21 protein-coding genes, 3 tRNA genes and 1 pseudogene are annotated in these 16,260 nt (G+C 54.9%); 6 read left to right on the forward strand and 19 right to left on the reverse strand.

The annotated features are described in order from the left end of the window. Positions 1-626 precede the first annotated feature (626 nt). From A3OI_RS19315 to A3OI_RS0104195, 3 genes are all read right to left on the reverse strand, one after another. Positions 627-1,007 (reverse strand): hypothetical protein, encoded by a 381-nt coding sequence (locus tag A3OI_RS19315; protein ID WP_018403079.1) that lies wholly within the window; start codon positions 1,005-1,007, stop codon positions 627-629. 240 nt (positions 1,008-1,247) lie between these two features. After that, positions 1,248-1,472, reverse strand: a complete 225-nt coding sequence (locus A3OI_RS0104190) for a BrnA antitoxin family protein (protein ID WP_018403080.1) — start codon at positions 1,470-1,472, stop codon at positions 1,248-1,250. Next, positions 1,469-1,813: a BrnT family toxin gene (locus tag A3OI_RS0104195; protein ID WP_228702884.1), complete on the reverse strand. Its 345-nt coding sequence runs from the start codon at positions 1,811-1,813 to the stop codon at positions 1,469-1,471. The genes A3OI_RS0104190 and A3OI_RS0104195 overlap by 4 nt, the downstream gene beginning before the upstream one ends. 186 nt (positions 1,814-1,999) lie before the next feature. Here A3OI_RS0104195 and A3OI_RS24595 point away from each other — a divergent pair. Further along, positions 2,000-2,592, forward strand: a pseudogene (locus tag A3OI_RS24595) (SDR family oxidoreductase); the annotation flags it as partial. Positions 2,593-3,460: 868 nt separating this feature from the next. On the opposite strand, the gene bamE reads toward A3OI_RS24595, so the two are convergent. The 16 genes from bamE to A3OI_RS0104285 all read right to left on the reverse strand — a co-directional run bounded on the left by bamE (position 3,461) and on the right by A3OI_RS0104285 (position 12,990). Beyond that, the gene (gene bamE / locus A3OI_RS21055; RefSeq protein WP_018403082.1) at positions 3,461-3,958 is read right to left on the reverse strand and encodes an outer membrane protein assembly factor BamE domain-containing protein; all 498 of its coding nucleotides are present in this window, start codon (positions 3,956-3,958) and stop codon (positions 3,461-3,463) included. Positions 3,959-4,166: 208 nt separating this feature from the next. Beyond that, entirely contained in the window at positions 4,167-4,535 is a 369-nt protein-coding gene (locus tag A3OI_RS0104215) for a hypothetical protein (RefSeq protein ID WP_155903016.1), read from the reverse strand. A 178-nt stretch (positions 4,536-4,713) separates the two neighbouring features. After that, a complete protein-coding gene (locus A3OI_RS0104220; RefSeq protein WP_018403084.1) occupies positions 4,714-4,923 on the reverse strand; it encodes a ribbon-helix-helix domain-containing protein in 210 nt (69 codons plus the stop codon). Next, positions 4,920-5,084, reverse strand: coding sequence for a hypothetical protein (locus tag A3OI_RS22585; protein ID WP_018403085.1), 165 nt, complete (start codon positions 5,082-5,084; stop codon positions 4,920-4,922). The genes A3OI_RS0104220 and A3OI_RS22585 overlap by 4 nt, the downstream gene beginning before the upstream one ends. A 35-nt stretch (positions 5,085-5,119) precedes the next feature. After that, positions 5,120-5,788 (reverse strand): hypothetical protein, encoded by a 669-nt coding sequence (locus tag A3OI_RS19325; protein ID WP_018403086.1) that lies wholly within the window; start codon positions 5,786-5,788, stop codon positions 5,120-5,122. Further along, a complete protein-coding gene (locus tag A3OI_RS19330) occupies positions 5,781-7,328 on the reverse strand; it encodes a YfjI family protein (RefSeq protein WP_018403087.1) in 1,548 nt (515 codons plus the stop codon). Before A3OI_RS19330 ends, A3OI_RS19325 begins: the two co-directional genes overlap by 8 nt. After that, a complete protein-coding gene (locus tag A3OI_RS0104240; RefSeq protein ID WP_018403088.1) occupies positions 7,325-8,305 on the reverse strand; it encodes a toprim domain-containing protein in 981 nt (326 codons plus the stop codon). The genes A3OI_RS19330 and A3OI_RS0104240 overlap by 4 nt, the downstream gene beginning before the upstream one ends. Then, positions 8,302-8,520 carry a hypothetical protein gene (locus A3OI_RS0104245; protein ID WP_018403089.1) on the reverse strand — a complete coding sequence of 73 codons (219 nt, stop codon included), beginning with the start codon at positions 8,518-8,520 and terminating at the stop codon, positions 8,302-8,304. The genes A3OI_RS0104240 and A3OI_RS0104245 overlap by 4 nt, the downstream gene beginning before the upstream one ends. After that, the gene (locus A3OI_RS0104250) at positions 8,517-8,744 is read right to left on the reverse strand and encodes a helix-turn-helix transcriptional regulator (RefSeq protein ID WP_018403090.1); all 228 of its coding nucleotides are present in this window, start codon (positions 8,742-8,744) and stop codon (positions 8,517-8,519) included. The genes A3OI_RS0104245 and A3OI_RS0104250 overlap by 4 nt, the downstream gene beginning before the upstream one ends. Positions 8,745-8,890: 146 nt before the next feature. Next, positions 8,891-9,718, reverse strand: a complete 828-nt coding sequence (locus A3OI_RS0104255) for a hypothetical protein (protein ID WP_018403091.1) — start codon at positions 9,716-9,718, stop codon at positions 8,891-8,893. A 134-nt stretch (positions 9,719-9,852) separates the two neighbouring features. Further along, positions 9,853-10,068, reverse strand: coding sequence for a hypothetical protein (locus tag A3OI_RS19335; RefSeq protein ID WP_040474917.1), 216 nt, complete (start codon positions 10,066-10,068; stop codon positions 9,853-9,855). A gap of 15 nt (positions 10,069-10,083) precedes the next feature. Next, positions 10,084-11,316, reverse strand: a complete 1,233-nt coding sequence (locus tag A3OI_RS0104265) for a tyrosine-type recombinase/integrase (protein WP_018403092.1) — start codon at positions 11,314-11,316, stop codon at positions 10,084-10,086. A gap of 200 nt (positions 11,317-11,516) precedes the next feature. Then, positions 11,517-11,592: transfer RNA gene (locus A3OI_RS0104270), tRNA-Val, on the reverse strand. 7 nt (positions 11,593-11,599) lie between these two features. Then, positions 11,600-11,676: transfer RNA gene (locus A3OI_RS0104275), tRNA-Asp, on the reverse strand. Positions 11,677-11,742: 66 nt separating this feature from the next. Continuing rightward, positions 11,743-11,818, reverse strand: a tRNA-Val gene (locus A3OI_RS0104280). A gap of 176 nt (positions 11,819-11,994) precedes the next feature. Further along, entirely contained in the window at positions 11,995-12,990 is a 996-nt protein-coding gene (locus tag A3OI_RS0104285; RefSeq protein WP_026223992.1) for a coiled-coil domain-containing protein, read from the reverse strand. A 109-nt stretch (positions 12,991-13,099) separates the two neighbouring features. Here A3OI_RS0104285 and purE point away from each other — a divergent pair, with 109 nt between their 5' ends. The 5 genes from purE to A3OI_RS24245 all read left to right on the forward strand — a co-directional run bounded on the left by purE (position 13,100) and on the right by A3OI_RS24245 (position 16,116). Next, positions 13,100-13,591, forward strand: a complete 492-nt coding sequence (purE, locus tag A3OI_RS0104290) for a 5-(carboxyamino)imidazole ribonucleotide mutase (RefSeq protein ID WP_018403094.1) — start codon at positions 13,100-13,102, stop codon at positions 13,589-13,591. Between the two features lie 72 nt (positions 13,592-13,663). Further along, positions 13,664-14,782: a 5-(carboxyamino)imidazole ribonucleotide synthase gene (locus tag A3OI_RS0104295; RefSeq protein WP_018403095.1), complete on the forward strand. Its 1,119-nt coding sequence runs from the start codon at positions 13,664-13,666 to the stop codon at positions 14,780-14,782. Positions 14,783-14,890: 108 nt separating this feature from the next. Beyond that, a complete protein-coding gene (locus tag A3OI_RS0104300; RefSeq protein ID WP_018403096.1) occupies positions 14,891-15,469 on the forward strand; it encodes a superoxide dismutase in 579 nt (192 codons plus the stop codon). A 76-nt stretch (positions 15,470-15,545) separates the two neighbouring features. Further along, positions 15,546-15,857: a LemA family protein gene (locus A3OI_RS24240; RefSeq protein WP_267283274.1), complete on the forward strand. Its 312-nt coding sequence runs from the start codon at positions 15,546-15,548 to the stop codon at positions 15,855-15,857. After that, a complete protein-coding gene (locus A3OI_RS24245; protein ID WP_267283275.1) occupies positions 15,811-16,116 on the forward strand; it encodes a LemA family protein in 306 nt (101 codons plus the stop codon). The genes A3OI_RS24240 and A3OI_RS24245 overlap by 47 nt, the downstream gene beginning before the upstream one ends. The last annotated feature ends 144 nt before the right edge of the window (positions 16,117-16,260 follow it).

The following is a 16,260-nucleotide window of genomic DNA, read 5'->3' on the forward strand; positions in this document are numbered from 1 at the left end:
TGTAAAGCTGAAAGAAAACAATCGAACACTGTTAGAACAGGTGCTACTTGCACTGAAGGAGTTTGAGCCGCCGCCCATTTAACCCAATACCGAACAGGAATGACGGCTTATACAGGATAGGTCCGTCCAAAATGGCCAAATAGGCACTGAATATGCGCCGAGGAACGGTTTTTGACTAAACCTCTCTGCCATATCCGCTGTGCTGGCCAGCAATAAGACGTGAAAGAGGGACTCAGAGGCCCTTGAGGCGCTAGCGGGGCTCTATCTGGGGATTTGGGATTGATGCCGCAGTTGACGCTGCCGACCAAGATGACTTCCGAGAACGCAGCAAGAACGAGTGCCTGTCCATGCGTCGATGCGTCGTGCGCCAACACTGCGAGGCTCACGACCCAAGTGAAAACCACACAACGCTAAAGTCACTTGAGCCAGGAATCCCTAGTAGCCGCTGCCAACACAGCAAGCTCTGTCGTACCACTGGCTCGCTTGGCAAGCACTACCTGCTGGGTATCAAACTGGATCCTGGGATGCCCCTTGTAGCAGCCTGAGGGCCGTTACCTCCATATAGATACAGCAAGGGCAGCCAATGGGCTGCCCTTGTCATGTTTGTAACTCACATTGAATATCGGTCAGTGCTTGATCTCTGGCCTTAACCGACTGACTTCATCAACTGTCAAACCAGCAATCTCTGCAATCATCTGATCATCCATTTCGGTGCGGTTGATCAGGTTGCGGGCGATTTGTTCAGCCTTCATGTGTTCACCTTCTTGGCGACCTTCTTGACGGCCTTCCTGGCGCTCTGCCAGCATGCCTTCAAGCCGTTCTTTCTTAACCAAATTCTCTAAGTTCTCTGCCAACATATCTCTGTCCTCCACCAAATGGCTCCTGAGTGTGCTGAAATCCATCAGGCTCGCAATCTCGTTCGGCGCAAAGCCCTCTACCAGCTGCTGAACAAATTCCGGGTGACTGAACAATTCCTTGTAACCGGTATCGTGGTGGTTCGTTGCCATGCATCCTCCTGATTCAACGAATTCCACTATACCACGCCAAGGTTTTTCATTAGAGGGAACAGGAATGCATGAGGAAGGAGTGCCTGTCCATGACTTACTGACCTCAAGGCGGCAGCTTCGGTGCAGACGTTACCCAACTGACCGCGGTGCGCACCATTTCAGATGACGATGGCTGGGGCTGACCGGGGACAGATTTGAAATCTGTCCCCTATATTGAATCATCCGGACGCGCGCGTATTGTTAGGGCTGTGATGGCCAGTCGATACTCAACTTGCGATGTTGAGCCACACAATCTCTGAGATACAGATTGATAAGGCTTTGATAAGGAACTCCAGACTCATCTGCCATGCCCTTGAAATAAGCAATGACATCTTCGCTCAAGCGCATAGTGACAGGCTTCTTGAGTTTGGAGGCATAAGGATTCTTGCGGGAACTCATTTTCGAAAGATCATATTCAGTTTTCATGATAGCCCACCGTGGTAATGCATACATTCGTTGCTAGTGGCTTTGCGAGCAGAGATAATGCGAATCGTATCGCCACCGTCACGCTCGCAGTGACAAACGAGGAGAAGCTTAGCCTCACCACTCATGCCGAGCATGAAAAAGCGATCTTCAGTTGCTGAATTCTCCGCATCAAAAAACTGAAGGGCGAACTCGTCATAGAACACCGACTGTGCCTCTCCGAAGGAGACGCCATGTTTCTTCAGGTTTGAAGCTGCCTTGACGGAACCCCACTCGAATTTAATCATTTGTACATTGTATGTATGGAAATGTGCGGCGTCAAGAAGCCCTAACGCCCGGTTCACACGCCGGTCTGAAGCCGCGGAGCGGCGTAAAATCGGTCATTGTGCAGCTGATTGTTAAATCTTTATACGGACCGGGGACAGATTTGAAATCTGTCCCCTATATTGATGCCGCAGTTGACGCTGCCGACCAAGATGACTTCCGAGAACGCAGCAAGAACGAGTGCCTGTCCATGCGTCGTCCTTTTCGTGTTGAGGGTAACCACGGGCGCCCAAAACAACCTGAACTCCAGCCTGCGGTTTTTCTGTCCGCGAAATCAGCGTATGTGTCCGGACAGATTGTACAGATCGATAAAAGTACCAGCGCAGCAGCCACCAACCCTGTAGCACCTCTTACCGGCAAGCTGGCCCTGGTTACCGGCGCGGCCCGCGGTATTGGCTTGGCCATCGCACAAACCCTAAGCCGCGACGGCGCTACCGTCATCGGAGTGGACTTGCCCGCGACAAAACCCTGGGTAATATGCCAGAACAGTCCTGGGACGCAGCCATTAGTGTGAATTTGACAGCGGCCATGGCCATTACCGAAAGAATTCAAAGGCATCAGTTATTGCACACCAACGGGCACATTGTGTGCCTGTCATCGGTTAGCGGTATTGCCGGCAATCGCGGGCAAAGCAATTACGCTGCGGCAAAAAGCGGGCTTATTGGCCATGTACAGGCTGTCCCAAGGTGGGCAGCCTGTGGATGTGGCCGAAACCGTCAGCTGGCTTTGCAGCCCGGGGTCGGGTGGCTTAAACGGCAATGTGGTGCGGGCTTGCGGGCAGTCTTTACTGGGCGCTTAGCGCCGGCAATTATCATTGCACATAAAAAACGGGCAGCCTCAATGAGACTGCCCGTTTTTCAAATATGGTGGGTGGTACTGCCCCCACATAGACTACCTAAGTAATTGAATTTGAAAGCCATATAAAAATTACTTCAGTTTCATACCCACAACGATACCCACAACTGAACACCTATACCCCGTGGAACTTACAGGCAGTTAAAAGAGCAATGGCAGGCTCAGAAACTTTTTCACGGTGCGGAAATTACTTATAAGAATACCCTCCCCGTCCGCTCGCTGCCAGGCAATCCGCCAGCCGCGACGTTGTGGGTGTGCAAAGTTATTGCAGCCCCTACCCCAGACCGCCAGCAGCAGCCCTTTTATAGTCGGTAAATATCATCAGACACAAAAAAACCGGCAGCGGGGTGTGCGAAGATTTCGGATGCCCCGTGGCCAGCGGGTAAACTCTCAGGCGTTGCGGATATGCGCTCCCGTGTAGGCTTTGGCTTACAAGGTTGTCAGCGATAGCGTACAGGCTTTGTAGGCTGTGGCTTACAAGTTGTGTAAGTTTCGGCTTACAGGCTTGTCAGCAATCACTTACAGGTGGTGTAGGCGCTGGCTTACACGGTCCACACACTCAAAGCTCTACCGCCCCCACGGCCTTTTCCAGCGTCCTTGTCCGAATTGCATGTGAAAACATACAGGGTTCTGATTGCGGCTTGCTGGCGGGCTCTCTGGGGCGTCCTGCCTGTTATGGCCTGTATGCAGGTAAGCAACGCTCCCGAACTTTTGGGGACGCTCACGGGCGCGTATTGCGCAGAAACTGCACCCGCATGCAGGGTGTTGTGGGGGCTCAGAGTTAGATACCCTCGGCTACCCGATTAGCGCGCTTACTTGCCAAACGACGCGGGTATCATTGGAACACTAACCACAACGCCCTCTTTAAACTCGGCGCTCATTTTTTCAGGACTACCGCCAGTCAGCATATTGACATTCACCCATACCCATCGGTAAGTACCATCGTTCCCCACTACTTGGGCTTGATACGGCCGACCCATAAGTGAAGCCACCTGTGCCTCCGTCATACCCACTTTAAGTGAACGAGCTTGATCCCACTTTATTGTTCCACTACCGGCACAGGCCGTAAGCAGAGCCGCCACTAGTATTGCAACCCATTTTTTCATGTGTTTCTTCCTTGTTGAAATTTCGCGGGCCTGTTTGGTTTCCGTCACAATGTTGGCCAGCTTCCCCCACTGGGGGAACACTGCCAGCTTTTCAGCAGCGTCACCAGTGATTTGGTTTTCAGGTTTTATCAGGTTCAAATGCCTACGATTGCTTACAATATTCCAGTGCGCACCAATGCCGCGTACTAGCTTGAACCTTAGCATTTCTCAGCATCCTAGACCCCTACGTCTTCACGCGCACCCACGTACTGCGCCGAAAGTCCCAGTGCCTTTTTTATAGTCGGGAAATATCATCAGACACAAAAAAACCGGCAACTTGGCCGGCTCCCCCCTTTACGGTTACTCGAAATCATCAAGCCCTCGCGTAAAGATACGCAAAAATTATCAATGGCTGGCGGTGTAGCTACTTTTTTCACTCGTATGGACTCGGGTAGAACTTCCGCATCATTGAGTCAAGTGCGGCTTCCGACCTTGCAGTGGATCCAGCCAGCCATTCATCAGCCCGCGCTTTATCCTGCTCCATTGTTTCCGCGTTCCAGTAGCAGGCGACGGCGCGCGGGTAATGCCCTGGCTTCGGTACGCTACACCACTGGTCACGTAATCGCGTTTCACTCACTGCCAGCCCCTGGCCAGTCATCAGCCGCAGCGTTCTGGACGTGTTGGGCACGTTGCCGCCAATCATTAACACCACATCAGCGGCGCAATAGGGCGGCGGGCCGTACTCTATAAATTCGCCATCGCCTCGCAAGGCTTCCAGCATACGGCGTTTGTTCTCGGTCATTCGCATTAGGTCAGCCCAACGGTGGTTATCAATAAGGTTTACAGGCTATGGCTGGCGGTGTAGCTAACGTGTGCAAAAATCATCAGCTTCACGTGCGCGCGATACTTGTTCCGAAATTCTAATCAGCCTCGCGCGCGTTACCTGTTCTGACATATTCCCTGCTCCAGGGATTTGCGACCTAATCAGCCTCGCGCGCGTTACTGGTCCGAAAATCATCAAACTGGCATCGTCTAAGCTCACGCTCTACAGCAAGGCGGACGAATTCCGAACGGTTGCGGTGGCAGTGATAGCCGGACTTCATCAAGGCATCAATCGCGTTCACTGTAACGGCTTCCACTGAAACGATGAGGCGGACGGGTTCTCGAAACTTGCGGGGATTACTACTCATCGCTTCACCCCTTCCGTTGGCGCTGGCAACTCCAGGTCAATATCCGGCAACTCAAAATCAATCAGCGGCAACTCCAGATCAAAAGCCGGTGCTGTGAAGTCAATCGGCGGCTCTGCCTCAAGTGCAAAAATGTCTGTGACGGTTACGGGGTTATTGCTCATAAATGCGGCTCTCTCTGGTAAAGGGTTTTTTGGTTTCAAGTTTTATCAACACCTGGCGGGCTGGTGGCGCTCTGGTGAGCCTCCAAGTAAACCCGGCGCAAGCCTGCCCCCTCGTTGCAATACCGGCCCTGTGGGGCACGGCAAGCGGTGCAGCCCGTAACGTGGTTCATCATGGCTTCGTGCGCTGGCTTCCATGCCTGTGCGCTCTCTAGGTAGCTCTGCGGTGGTTCGGTGGCCTTGGCTGGCAGTGGGTCTGTGCAAACGGGTAGCGTTCCATCAGCTCGCATCAGTCGGAAGTATTCCAGCATATAGGCCCGGCTGTTCGCCCCATCGGCTATGTCCTGAAGGTCGTCTGTACTCAGCAGGGCGCGTAACTGGCCGGGGCTGGCCTGAAGCATTACGGCAATATCCAGCAGTAGGGCATCAGGGTTTTGCTGTTTCTGTTCTACGGGGGGCTGCGGATTCTGCGGATCTGCGGATAAATCAGCGAAGCCCCCGCCAATAGGGGCTTTACAGACATTTAGCGTTTGCGGATTTTTGCGGATAGTTGCGGAAAAATATTCACCCGCTGAAAAATCCGCAGTTTTCCGCAAATTATCCGCAAGTTCTAAGCCGCGTGGTTGTGGGCTTTCCGCAGTTTCCGCAGAATCCGCAGGGGGTGGCGCTTGCTGTTTTTTGCGTATGGCTCCCATCAGGTCAAACATCGCTCGATTCCTTCCGCAGTTTCCAGGCGCGGGGCTTGCCGTTCGGGCCATTGGCTGAAACGACTGCATGGCCATACTCCACCAGCAGAGATAACAAGGCGCGCGCCTTCGTTGCCTTGCGGTAGGCTGGGGGTAGCTTTTTGAAGTTGTCCGCGCTCAGTTCCCCGCCGGTCTGGTGGATCCAGTCGAACAACTCCCCCGCCTCCTGTTCGGCTATGCTTTGGGCGGCTTCCTGTGTGCGTTGAATCATCGTTTGCAAGTAGTAGTTAATAAGCTCTGAAGCCCGGTTGATATGCTCCGGCGTTGGGTCTGCGCGAGTTTCAAAGTAGGCCAGAACCGCTGCTATCCGGGCGGCATTGTCGGCAGCTTTGGCGGCGAACTCTTTGATTTCGGATAGCTCACCATGGCGTGATAACTGTTCCTCTATCGCATCGTGGGTGATTACCCATGCGTCATACGCGGGGCCTGTAATCGTCAGGGTTTCCGGTTCAAGTTCCCCTGCATCACTAGTGGTGAGGGGCTGGCGGATAAGCTCCCCCAGGGCATCCCAGAACCGGGTAACGTCAGGATCACGCCTTGGGTCTTCATCATACGGGCGGCTGGCCAGCATTCGAGTTCCTGCCAATGATGTATCCATGCCTATCAGGAACCGAGCTAAAAAGCCTTGCCCCATCATCAGCGGGTCAGACAATGCCTTGTCAGCTATCACGGGTTGAACCATAAGATGCGCAGCCAGGCGGCGGCCCGCCAGTACGCCAGACTCCCCGGCCCCGGCTCTGGTGCGGCTCAGGGGCTTTCCGTCCCATAGTTGGGAAAGCATGGTAATGGTGCGGCCCTTGGCTTCGTCTGCCATGCCATGCCCGCTAAAGAATCCCCCGCCTTCATCAGAAAATAATCCAGCGTTTGGCAAGCCTTCCAGCAAATGCTTATAGACACCTTCCGCCGTGGGTTCTTCCATCAGGATATGCGGGCGCGTCGGTGGCTTCGGCTTTGTTTTCTCCAACTCTGCCAGCTCTGCGGCAAGGGCTTGCTGTTGGTCATGACTCATGGGCTTTGGGTTGCTACCCTTGCCCTTGTAGCTTTTTACAATACTGTCATACCGCAATTCGTGCGCGTCCAGTTCGGTCCGGTGCTCTGCCTGTAGGGTTTCATATTCTGCCCGGCGCTCTGCCTGATACTCATAAACGGGTTTCATGGCTAGGCCATCAACCGAACTTTTACGCTCCCCACTGCCCGCAATCGTCAGGCAATACAGGGTTGTTGGACTGGTGCCAATGTTTCCTTTCTGAATGTTCACGTGGCCCTGAACCGCCAGCGAAGCTACCGCCAGGATAGATTGCGCGGCCATGCCAATTGGAGCTTGAACGTAATAGGCCAGGGCCTTTGCCGCGTTGCCCAGCAGATCCCCCAAGGCGTCTACCGGATAGGGTGGCGCGGGCGCTCTATTGGCCAGCGGCAGTGGATTGAAGTCGATAGCAGGCAGCGGGGCAGTAATGCCGGTTCTCGGGTCTGTGGCGCGGATAGGCGGTTGCTGTGTCATAAGGCCCCCTTTAGCCAGGTATGCAAATCGTTGAAGTCGGAAAGGTTCAGCGGTGCGGCTGGCGGCCATTCTGGCAAGGCGTAACGTGCCCCGGCTGCGATTGCTGCGGCGCGGGCTTTGGTGGCTCCGGGGTTGCCTTCGGTCTGGCGGTCATCGTCACCGCAAACAACGATGTCAGCATCAGGCCAGCGTTTGCGGGCTTCGGTTGTCACGGCGTAAAGGTTGCCAGCATCAACGGCGGCCAGTACCAGGGCGGCGGGGTCACTCTCTGCCAGGGTGCAGCCGGTGGCGTAGCCCTCGCATATCAGAATGCGGGCGGGGTAGTCCGGGCCATTTACCACAATAAAGTTCCCGGCCTTGCGTCCGCCAGCCATCAGGCGTTTACCCCCGGCTTCGTTTACTGTTTGCAGGCTCCAGGCTTTGCCGGTGAAGTCAGTCAGCAGCAATACAAGTTCTTGGCCTCGCTGGCGGGCGCTGTGGGGCTGTGTGCGCTTGCGTAATAGATACGGGTGGCCTTGGTCGGCTGGAACGCTATCACGCCAGACACGGGCGGCTCTGGTGGCTGCCTGTTCCCATTGGCTGGCCTGCTCTGTTTCCCTGGCTTGCTTGGCGTCTGCCATCCGGCGTTTCAGTTCACGGCGTTCGGCATCGGTCAGGGTTTCGCCAGTGTCGGCTACCCACTTGGTTTCGGCTCCGGTGCTCCAGTCTCCAGCGACAACAACGAACGGTAAGCCCCGGTCGTGGTAAACAATCAGCCAGCCGTTTTTGCTGCGGGGCTTGCTGGCGGTCGGAAAGCGTAGCAGCTTGCCATCGGCACCAGGCAGCGCGGCTAACAGTGCACCCAAGTCGTGCGGCTCTATGCCTGCATTCAGCAGGGCGGCGCGTATGGCGTCTATGCGTTCAGCGTATCCGCCAGCGGTGGTGGTATAATCGCACTGGGTATAGCGTCTTGCTGTGGTGGCGGGCGCTTTTTTCATGCCTTGCCTCCTTTCTCTACCGGCTCTGCAAATCCCATTGTCTTGAGCATTGCCCGCGCCTGATCCTCTGGCACGCCTTGCTTTGCTAGTACCTTTCGCATTTTCCTACGGCCAATGCTTTTGGCCATGGCGGGCAGCTTGTACCTGCCGTGCATAGCTTCACCGCCAGCTTTGCAGATCGCGTTAATGCTCGGGGTTAACAATCCGTTTTTCATGCCCGGCCCCCTTCCATGCGTTCAGCGATCCAATTACGGATTGAAGACTCCGGCCAGGCAACGGCTCGTGCGCCGATTTTGACGGGCTTGGGAAAGGTACCGGCGGCCATGCCTTCATAGATTGCGCTGCGGCTGCGGGCGGTTATCTGCTCCACTTCCTTGCGGCGTAACATGCGGTCAAGTTGCTGGTGGTCGGTCTGTGCGGTCTGTGTCTGTGCGGTCATGGATTACCCCGTGGTTCCTGTTGGATTCGGGGCAAGCCTGAACTGTCTGATTAGCTTTATGCAGGTGTAAGGGTTGCAGGGGTAGGGGTATAGGCCACGGCTCCAAGCGTTGGGGCGTATGGCCTAAAGGGGGTGCAGGGGTGAATTTACCACCCCTTGTCTGTGGCCCATTGCGGTTTGATTATCGTGGCCCCGGCGTCTGCATTTTTGGCGCTAAACCCCTGCCCCATCAGCCAGTCTTTTACGCTCTCTTTCTTTGGGCAGGTGCTCCGGTCGGCGGGGTCTGCGTTCTTCCAGTTCTTCCGCCAGGCAAGGGTAAGGGCTTCCAATTGGGACGGGTATTCCTTGCGGTCGTCATCGGCTTGTCCGGTGGCTGCGGTGCTGGTGTCCTCTGAAAGTAGCCTTGAAAGTTCGCTTTGTTTAACGACAAGATAGGTACCTTCGGGGATCCTTTCAGGTGGCACACTTATGATGACGTTTAAATCTATATCGAAAATCACTATCTTGTCATCGTAGGGCCCGTAGTAAAGCGATTTAAAAGTCCAAGGGTTGAGCCGGTCGATATCTGAATCTATCGATGTCTTGGAGTCGCCCCACAGCTTGTTTAATATCCGTTTGGCCGATTGAAATTCGAGATCCCATAACCCAACGTCAAGCATTACGTTTCCTTGATAGGCTACGTGAAATTTCTCACTGTTTATTATTGTTGGCGATGTTAAACCGCTTATTTCGACTTCTCGGTTTAGAGCATCCATTCTCTCACCATCGGATAGTACGCCAAGCGGTATTAGATGCCCGAAGGGTACCGAGTAGTCGCTCACCCCAGTAACTTTAATCGAAAGGGCGATTTGTTCGTTCACAGCCAGTTGCAGAACATCAGATACGGTTACTTCTGAATCACCCTCGGTGTTTCGCGTCAGATAGTTTGCGGCCTCGGTGAGGGTGTACCAGAGTTTGCGAATTAAAGGTTTCATTGTCGTTGCGCACCCATTAGCGCCCCTATGAGAAGGTAGGCCATGCCAGGCGGGTAGGGTTCCCGCTTTTCTCCTGGCCGGGATAGGCATGGCCAAAACGGTTATGGCTTACGCGCCGCTGGGTCTGGTGATCTTCATTGCCGCGTCTCCCATGCTGTAGCTCCATCGTAGTCATTGCCGCCAGCAGCTACCCACTCACAGCCGTTCGGTGCAATCGCTACACATCCAGGTTGCCAGCCTGCGGCATTGTCCAGACTGGACACCCAACCGGCTACGGCATCGCCTGAAACGACAACAAAACCATCAGCGTGCTGTTTTCGGTATTCGGCTATTTCGGTTTGTAGACTCATGATTCACCCCTTGGGTTATTTGCTGGCGGTCTGACCTATGGCCACCACGTTTCCGCCGGTTCTCAGGTTGTCCAGGTAATCGGCCCATTGCTGCATCATCTCTTTGCGCTCTGGTAGCCAGGTGGTGCGGTTGTAGGCTCTGCCGTGAACGTCACGAACACGGTGGGCCATTTGCATTTCTATGATTTCAGCGCGAAAGCCTAGGCGCTCTGTGAGCACGGTGGTGGCCATTGCCCGAAAGCCGTGGCCAGTCATCAGCCCTTTGAATCCCATTCGATTCAGTGCAGCAGAGACGGTGTTCTCGCTCATCGGTCGGCCCCTGCCATGTCCACTGGGGAATACCCACAACTCATGGCCGTTGAGGGTATGCATCTCACGCAAGATACCCACAACCTGGCTGGCCAACGGAACCACCAGAGGTTCCCCGTTCTTTGTGGTTTCCGTTGTCCAGGTGGCGGCGTCCCAATCAATCTCACTCCAGCGCATTTGCCGTAGGTTGCCGGGGCGCAAGAACACATATGGCGCAACTCTCAGCGCGGCGCAAACGGTGGGGTGGCCCCAGTAGGTGTGAAGCTCTTTCAGCAGCTTGGCGATTTCGTCAGGGGTTACTATGGCCGGGTAATGTTTGACGTCCGGTGGTGCGAGTAGCCCGCGTAGGTCGGCGGTGATGTCGTTCGGAGTGCGGCCTAGGCTCACGGCGTAGCGGAACACCTGGCCAATCAGGGTTTTCAGCCGGTTGGCGTTGTCGGCCTGCCCTTTGTTTTCAACAATGCGAAGAACGTCCAACACTTCCATTGGCTTAATCTCGGTAATCGGGCGGCGGCCCAACTTCGGGAAAGCGTGCATTTCAAAGCGGCGTTTGTTTTTCGGGTAGGTGTTAGGCCCAACGGTCTTTTTGTGAACGGTCTCCAGCCATTCCAGGGCTATGGCCTGAAACGTGTTGGCGCTGGCGTCCTGGCGGTCGGTCTTGCCGGTGGCGCGCTGGGTTACGGGATCTTGCCCTTCATCAATCAGGCGCTTGGCTTCCTCACGTCCGGCGCGGGCATCTTTCAACGATACAGCAGGATACTTGCCCAACGTGTAGGTGCGTTCTTTGCCGTTGTAGCGGTAGCGCATCCACCAGACTTTAGAATCAGGCCGGACGACTAGGGTTAGCCCTCCCCCGTCCGCCAACTTGCGTTGCGCTTGGCCTTCGGCGGTGGCGTTCTTTACTGCGGCGGCTGTTAGCTTGTTGGTGGCTTTGCTCATGGGTTGCGGCTCACACTGTGGGTATGAATCTGGCCAAAAACGGGTATGGCCAAACGATACCCACAACCATACCCGCAACTATTGCCGGATTCTAGCGGTACAGTGTGGAACTAACAGGATGGTATTTTGTGCGAAAGCGCCATTTGGCGCGGTTTGACGGGGTGTTTTGAGTTCCGAGAAGGTACTGCAAAAACCAGAAATGGTGGGTGGTACTGGGATCGAACCAGTGACCCCCGCCTTGTAAGGGCGATGCTCTCCCAGCTGAGCTAACCACCCAGATAGTTGGCGGAGCGGACGGGACTCGAACCCGCGACCCCCGGCGTGACAGGCCGGTATTCTAACCAACTGAACTACCGCTCCGCAGCCATCCGGATTTACCCGAATGCAATGTCAGGCAGTGTGCCTGACCGATCTTTGAAGGGTAAGTGGTGGGCGGTACTGGGATCGAACCAGTGACCCTCGCCTTGTAAGGGCGATGCTCTCCCAGCTGAGCTAACCGCCCGCTTTGGCCTTTCAAAGATTCACTGTCTGCATCTGCCACTTGGCAAACGTGTCTCAAACAAGTGAGCTGCGCATTCTAAGTATTTCTGCCCCGGTGTCAAATGTTTTGCTGAAAATTCCCTTAAAAAGCCGTCTCGCCGGAAAACCGTTCACTTACCGACCCGTTTACTGATGCGCCTACTGACCTGCAAGCTTTGTCTGCACGTCATTCACTTCCTGCGACAATCGCACCAGGCGCGATGTCATTTGCGAACGCGACGAATCAATCACCTCAACGGTTTTTTTCAGCCCGGCGATTTCCCTCTGCACGGCGTCCAGCCCGTTACCACTGGCTGTGCTTGCAACCTCTTTTTCCAGGGCAGCAATACGGCTTTCAATACTGCTGGTGGTCAGTTTCTGCTCTTGTTCGAAACGGCGGATGGACGTCGCAATGCGCTCGCCAACACTCTTGGCTAAGGTCTCAGTTTTCTGATTTGCCGCAGATAATTCAGTTTTAAGCGACGATGCACTGGTCTGAACAGCACTTACTCTGGCCGCCAGCTCGGCGCGCTCACTCTGTTGCAGTTTTACGGCTTCGCTCAAAGCCGTTTCTGCGCTCGCCACCGAGACCTGAACGCTCACCAAATCATTACGATTTTTGCCAAGTGCCGTTTCAAGTTCGCTAATCGCAGCCGCTTGCTGCTCTAGCTGCTGCTTGTTGCGCTCATTGGCAATAACCCACAGCTTGCGGATTTCACTATCGGCGTTGTCCAGCCGCGTCTTCTGTGACGCCAGTTGTTCATCCAAAGACACACCGGCTTGCTGGAGGTTTTCGCCAGTTTCAGACAAGGTACCTTCAAATCGCGCCAGCGCCAGCTTACTTTGGCGTACCCAGCTGTCGGCTTCCTCCACCTGGATTTCCAGTGCCTGAATACGCTGACCCTGAATGTACCAGCCGCCACCGGCCACGCACGCCAACACAATAACCAGCAGCCACAAAATTCCCGCGCCACCGTTGCCATTACTATTACCCTGCGATCCGCTGCCAGCCGAGGCTTTCGGGGTTTCCGGGGCCTTCGCAGACTTGCTCTGGCTGGCTGGCGTAGCTTTGGCGTTGCCCGCCTTGGCAGAGCCCATTGGGCTATCCGGCCGCTCGGCTCTTAATTCATCTCTCTCTGGTCGAATAGGTTCCATATTGCGTCCTTATCTGAGTAGCTGTTCTGTGCTTGCGCCGCGCTGATTGCATGGCTTTGGGCCACATTATACAATAGCCGGCTTTCCAATCATCGAAGGATTGTTGCTTATGCAACCGCTGGTAGGACTCATCATGGGCTCCAAATCCGACTGGCCCACCATGGAAAACGCCGCCAACATGCTCGACAAGCTTGGCGTGGCCTATGAAACCAAAGTCGTCTCCGCCCACCGTACCCCCGACCTGCTGTTCGAATACGCCAAAACTGCAGCCGATCGCGGCCTGAAAGTTATCATAGCCGGCGCCGGCGGTGCAGCCCACCTACCGGGCATGGTAGCCTCGCAGACATCCTTACCGGTGCTGGGCGTGCCCGTACAGTCCAAAGCCCTGAACGGACTAGACTCATTGCTGTCTATCGTACAAATGCCCGGCGGCATCGCCGTGGGCACCCTGGCCATCGGCAACGCCGGCGCCACCAACGCAGGTTTGCTCGCCGCGCAGATTATCGGCACCTTTGACCAGACCGTGCGCCAGGCTGTTGACGAATTCCGCAGCACGCAAACACAAACGATTCTGGACAACCCGGACCCGGCAGTTCCGTGAGTCAATGGTGGCACCATCAAAGCTAGCGAGCTGTGCGAAAACTCAATGCCACAAAATGACAGGAGAACACAAATGAGAATTGGCGTACTAGGCGCCGGCCAACTGGGAAGAATGCTCGCCCTGGCAGGTTACCCACTGGCCAAAGACTTTGTATTCTACGACATGTCAGGCAGCCCCAGCGGCGGCATAGGCGAAACCATCAGCGACCCCAATGGCCAAAGGCTGGACGAGTTCCTAAGCAAGGTTGACCGCGTAACTTACGAATTTGAACACCTGCCGGTAGAAGTAGCGGAGCGCATTGCAGCGAAAACCATCGTGCACCCCTGCCCCCGTGCACTGCAGATATGCCAAAACCGTGAAGCCGAAAAAACACTGTTTGGCCAGCTCGGCATTCCTACACCGCAATGGAAAATCGCAGACAGCGCCGAAGCCCTAAAAGCCGCCGCTAAAGAACTCGGCTGCCCTGTTGTAGCCAAGTCCAACACCGAAGGCTACGACGGCAAAGGCCAGGCCGTATTGAAAAGCCCGGAAGACGCCGCGGCCGCCTGGAAGAGCATTGGCCACTCACGCCTGATGGTCGAAAAGCTTGTCGACTTCAGCCGCGAACTGTCGATTATTGCGGTGCGCGCCGAATGCGGCGATGTGGCGTTTTACCTCATGGCGGATAACGACCACCATCAGGGCATTCTGCGCTACTCCGTTGCCCCGGCGCCAAAACTGCAACCCCACCTGCAAAGCGAAGCAGAAGACTATATCCGCGGCTTACTGACCGAATTGGACTACGTGGGCGTATTGACACTTGAACTGTTTGAAACATCAAACGGCCTGGTAGCGAATGAAATGGCGCCGCGAGTGCACAACTCCGGGCACTGGACCATAGAAGGCGCCATGACCAGCCAGTTCGAAAATCATATACGTGCCGTCAGTGGACACGCTCTGGGTAACGTAGAACCGCGGGGCGTTAGCTGCATGATCAACATTATTGGCGAGCACGGCGAGATCGAGCGGATTTTACAACTGCCCTACGCCCATGTTCACCTGTACAACAAGCAGGAGCGTCCTGGCCGCAAACTGGGCCACGTCAATATTCTGGCCGACAGTTACCAAGAGCTGGTATGGCGGGTGCGTAATTGCGCTCAATTTTTGCCCGGTTGCCCGGAATTTAACAGTTCCTTAATTTCAAAGGGTTGATCTGGCCCAAACCGGACCTATAGTTAGTAGTTGTAGCGAAGCACTAATAACGAAGCTCTGATAACGAAGCTATTCATATAAAATCGAGAGAAAACGGAGAACGACCTCATGGCCTTTGAACTACCTGCACTGCCGTACGCAAAAAACGCCCTGGAACCGCACATTTCTGCGGAAACTCTGGATTATCACTACGGCAAGCATCACAACACCTATGTCACCAAGCTAAACGGCCTGGTTGAAGGTACTGACGACGCCAACAAGTCGCTGGAAGACATCATTAAAAGCGCCAGCGGCCCGCTGTTCAACAACGCAGCCCAGGTGTGGAACCACACCTTCTACTGGCACTGCCTAAGCCCGAACGGTGGCAACGAGCCAACCGGCGCAGCTAAAGAAGCTATTGAAAAAGCCTTCGGTTCTTTCGATGACTTCAAAAAAGAATTCAACGACAAAGCCGCCAACAACTTCGGTTCTGGCTGGACCTGGCTGGTGAAAAAATCCGACGGCAGCGTTGCCATCGCAAACACCAGCAACGCAGAGACGCCACTGACTGGCGCAGACAAGCCTGTGCTGACGGTCGACGTTTGGGAACACGCCTATTACGTGGATTACCGCAACTCACGTCCAGATTACCTGGCCGCTTTCTGGAAGCTGGTAAACTGGGACTTCGTGAACAAAAATCTGGCTTAAGCAGGTCAAACCGGGGACGGATTTGAAATCCGTCCCCGTTTTTGTCCCTGCTTTAAAAACACCGAAAGGACACACCATGACAACTACGATCGGCCTGATTATTATTGCCGCCATTGCCCTGTTCCTGGTCATTATCTACAACCGGCTGGTGGCTTTGCGCAATCAGTTCCGCAACGGATTTGCCCAAATTGACGTGCAGCTGCAGCGCCGCCACGACCTGATCCCTAATTTGGTAGAATCCGCCAAAGCCTATTTAAGCCATGAAAAGAACACCCTCACCCAAGTGATGAACGCCCGTAACAACGCCGTTGATGCACAACAGGAAGCGGCTAAAAATCCCGATGACGGCAAGCGCATTCAACGCCTGGGCGGCGCCGAAACATGCTGACCAAAAAGCCCTCGCCAACTTTTACGCCGTGGCCGAAAACTACCCGGATCTGAAGGCCAACGAAACCATTCAGCAATTGATGGAAGAGTTGTCCAGCACCGAAAACCGCGTGTCATTCGCGCGCCAGGCCTATAACGACACAGTGATGACCTACAACATCCCCAACAACGTGATTGCCGGGTTGTTCGCCTTTCAAGAAACCTCGCAGCTGCAGCTGGAAACCCCGGAAGCTCGCTACGTACCCAAAGTCTCGTTTTAAGCGGCGCCGACACCCATGGCCCATTCGCCTTTCTTTCAGCGCCAGGCCAAAAGCCCGGCGTAACACCTTACTGTTGGTGGCGCTGTTTTCAACCGCAGTCATGCTGATTACGCTGTCGGTGTGCGTGGTGGGCTACATGGTTAA

It is taken from the genome of Marinobacter gelidimuriae (assembly GCF_000372805.1).
GTDB classification, from domain to species: domain Bacteria; phylum Pseudomonadota; class Gammaproteobacteria; order Pseudomonadales; family Oleiphilaceae; genus Marinobacter; species Marinobacter gelidimuriae.

Bases quoted from the DNA above. Each gene is read 5' to 3' on its own strand.
- A3OI_RS19315 (WP_018403079.1), bottom strand. From the start codon at position 1,007: ATGGCAACGAACCACCACGATACCGGTTACAAGGAATTGTTCAGTCAC.
- A3OI_RS0104190 (WP_018403080.1), bottom strand. From the start codon at position 1,472: ATGAAAACTGAATATGATCTTTCGAAAATGAGTTCCCGCAAGAATCCT.
- bamE (WP_018403082.1), bottom strand. From the start codon at position 3,958: ATGCTAAGGTTCAAGCTAGTACGCGGCATTGGTGCGCACTGGAATATT.
- A3OI_RS0104215 (WP_155903016.1), bottom strand. From the start codon at position 4,535: ATGACCGAGAACAAACGCCGTATGCTGGAAGCCTTGCGAGGCGATGGC.
- A3OI_RS0104220 (WP_018403084.1), bottom strand. From the start codon at position 4,923: ATGAGTAGTAATCCCCGCAAGTTTCGAGAACCCGTCCGCCTCATCGTT.
- A3OI_RS22585 (WP_018403085.1), bottom strand. From the start codon at position 5,084: ATGAGCAATAACCCCGTAACCGTCACAGACATTTTTGCACTTGAGGCA.
- A3OI_RS19325 (WP_018403086.1), bottom strand. From the start codon at position 5,788: ATGTTTGACCTGATGGGAGCCATACGCAAAAAACAGCAAGCGCCACCC.
- A3OI_RS19330 (WP_018403087.1), bottom strand. From the start codon at position 7,328: ATGACACAGCAACCGCCTATCCGCGCCACAGACCCGAGAACCGGCATT.
- A3OI_RS0104240 (WP_018403088.1), bottom strand. From the start codon at position 8,305: ATGAAAAAAGCGCCCGCCACCACAGCAAGACGCTATACCCAGTGCGAT.
- A3OI_RS0104245 (WP_018403089.1), bottom strand. From the start codon at position 8,520: ATGAAAAACGGATTGTTAACCCCGAGCATTAACGCGATCTGCAAAGCT.
- A3OI_RS0104250 (WP_018403090.1), bottom strand. From the start codon at position 8,744: ATGACCGCACAGACACAGACCGCACAGACCGACCACCAGCAACTTGAC.
- A3OI_RS0104255 (WP_018403091.1), bottom strand. From the start codon at position 9,718: ATGAAACCTTTAATTCGCAAACTCTGGTACACCCTCACCGAGGCCGCA.
- A3OI_RS19335 (WP_040474917.1), bottom strand. From the start codon at position 10,068: ATGAGTCTACAAACCGAAATAGCCGAATACCGAAAACAGCACGCTGAT.
- A3OI_RS0104265 (WP_018403092.1), bottom strand. From the start codon at position 11,316: ATGAGCAAAGCCACCAACAAGCTAACAGCCGCCGCAGTAAAGAACGCC.
- A3OI_RS0104285 (WP_026223992.1), bottom strand. From the start codon at position 12,990: ATGGAACCTATTCGACCAGAGAGAGATGAATTAAGAGCCGAGCGGCCG.
- purE (WP_018403094.1), top strand. From the start codon at position 13,100: ATGCAACCGCTGGTAGGACTCATCATGGGCTCCAAATCCGACTGGCCC.
- A3OI_RS0104295 (WP_018403095.1), top strand. From the start codon at position 13,664: ATGAGAATTGGCGTACTAGGCGCCGGCCAACTGGGAAGAATGCTCGCC.
- A3OI_RS0104300 (WP_018403096.1), top strand. From the start codon at position 14,891: ATGGCCTTTGAACTACCTGCACTGCCGTACGCAAAAAACGCCCTGGAA.
- A3OI_RS24240 (WP_267283274.1), top strand. From the start codon at position 15,546: ATGACAACTACGATCGGCCTGATTATTATTGCCGCCATTGCCCTGTTC.
- A3OI_RS24245 (WP_267283275.1), top strand. From the start codon at position 15,811: ATGACGGCAAGCGCATTCAACGCCTGGGCGGCGCCGAAACATGCTGAC.